Raw genomic sequence first — 1,677 nt, 5'->3', positions numbered from 1 at the left:
TTGCGCGGAGAGCGGGCTCAGCGCAAGAGAATCTCGAAATGGCCGATTCCTTCGAGAAAAACTTGCGCAGAGGACCACGCGAATCCCGGACTCCCCGGGCTCCCACTCAGGTAGTCCTCGCCCCGGAACGCCCCGGAACGGGAAACGAGCATAGGCCTCCGCAAGCTGAACGCGGAGAACCGGGCAGCACTGCGCCCTGGAACGGGACCGGGCATAGGAACTTCAAACCGATAGGCGCCAAGCCCATTCGGCCCTCGACAATCTCATGGTCTATATCGACCAGCCCCAGTCTCACGGTTCGCCTCACAGGAACCGCGGTTCACCGAATCACTGAATCTTGGGCACTCCCGCATCCATCAGCTTGGCCGTCAAACGTTCAGGATTCATTACATCCTCATAGAACAGATGGACCACAGAAACATGCTGCTCTTTAAGATGACGTTCACGGCGGCGTTCGTAATCAAGCTTCGCCTGAAGACTGGCACGATTCATATTCGAGACATCGGCATACTTGGCCATGCCATCATATTCCGCCGCAATAATGCGTCCATCATAAAGCCGCCAACAGTAATCGACACGATACCGCATGTCAGGATTGTTCGGATTGTCGAATTCCACCTGAAGCGACGGCACGGCGAATCCGCACTCGATAATGCGACCGCGCGTCACTGACTCTCCCCCATTCTCAGATCCGGGATCGGCATATCGAAGCAAGCGCAGCACAGGATCCTCATCGCAACCTGATGTCAACGCTATCGTGCGGATATCACCATCGGTCACGCGTCGCATTCGCAGCGCCGAATCATATATGGCGAGCGCATGAGAGAATGGCAACGATGCGCAATCCACAAGCGTGCGCGCGGGGGAGGTGACCGGAATTCCCCGACATTGCCATTGGGGGATTCCCGACATATATATCCGATGCAATCGTTTGTGGTCCCGTCCAGTAACGGCACCGGTGCTCGCAATGTGCACCGTACCATCGTGCAGCGAATACGAATGTTGGAATCCGTAGATGCACGCAGCAGTGAGTCCGGCGAACGTCCATTTCGGATGCCGCAGCATCAGAGCACCCACGACGTGATGTTGACGCTCGTCCAAGGTCAATGAATTCCAATACTGACTGCTCGCATACAGGTTGGGGTACGGGCAGACAAGCTCCAAAGAGTCCACCCGACGCCGCAGCGCATAATACAGTGAATCGTTGATGCCGCCTATGGCGCATCGATGCTCGCGCTCTGCCTCCTCCAGCAAACGGGAGACTCGATCATGTTTCCTCATGCGATGACCGTATATGTCCGCGTGAATGCACGCAAGCTCAACAGGGTGATGTGGTCGGAACCTCAGCAATTCTCCAAAAAATGTGGACACGTGTGGACAACTCTGTGGATAACACTGTGCGGTGCCAAGGAATAGGTCAAGGAATAGGTCAAGGAATAGGTCAAGGAATAGGCCTAAGCTGCACTCCCATGTAACCTAGCGAGACCCAGCACGGGGCTGCGCGCGGAGCAGCGCAAGAGAATCTCGAAATCACCCTTAAGTTCGAGAAAACCTTGCGCAACCGCCAGCCCCCAGCGCAAGAAAATCTCGAAACAAACCCCAAGCCCGAGAAAAACATGCGCTGGGAACGGACTTAGCGCAAGGTATTCTCGAAATGGCCGATTCCTTCGAGAAAAA

At 55.4% G+C, this 1,677-nt stretch carries 1 protein-coding gene; it reads right to left on the bottom strand.

Going from position 1 to position 1,677, the window contains the following annotated elements:
* Positions 1–327 precede the first annotated feature (327 nt).
* The gene (locus tag EHS19_RS04180) at positions 328–1,254 is read right to left on the bottom strand and encodes a hypothetical protein (RefSeq protein WP_241677073.1); all 927 of its coding nucleotides are present in this window, start codon (positions 1,252–1,254) and stop codon (positions 328–330) included.
* Between the last annotated feature and the right edge of the window lie 423 nt (positions 1,255–1,677).

This window comes from Bifidobacterium jacchi (genome assembly GCF_009078285.1).
Taxonomy (GTDB): domain Bacteria; phylum Actinomycetota; class Actinomycetes; order Actinomycetales; family Bifidobacteriaceae; genus Bifidobacterium; species Bifidobacterium jacchi.
Note: the sequence above shows the minus strand (reverse complement) of the source record. Positions and strands in the feature narration are given on the sequence as shown.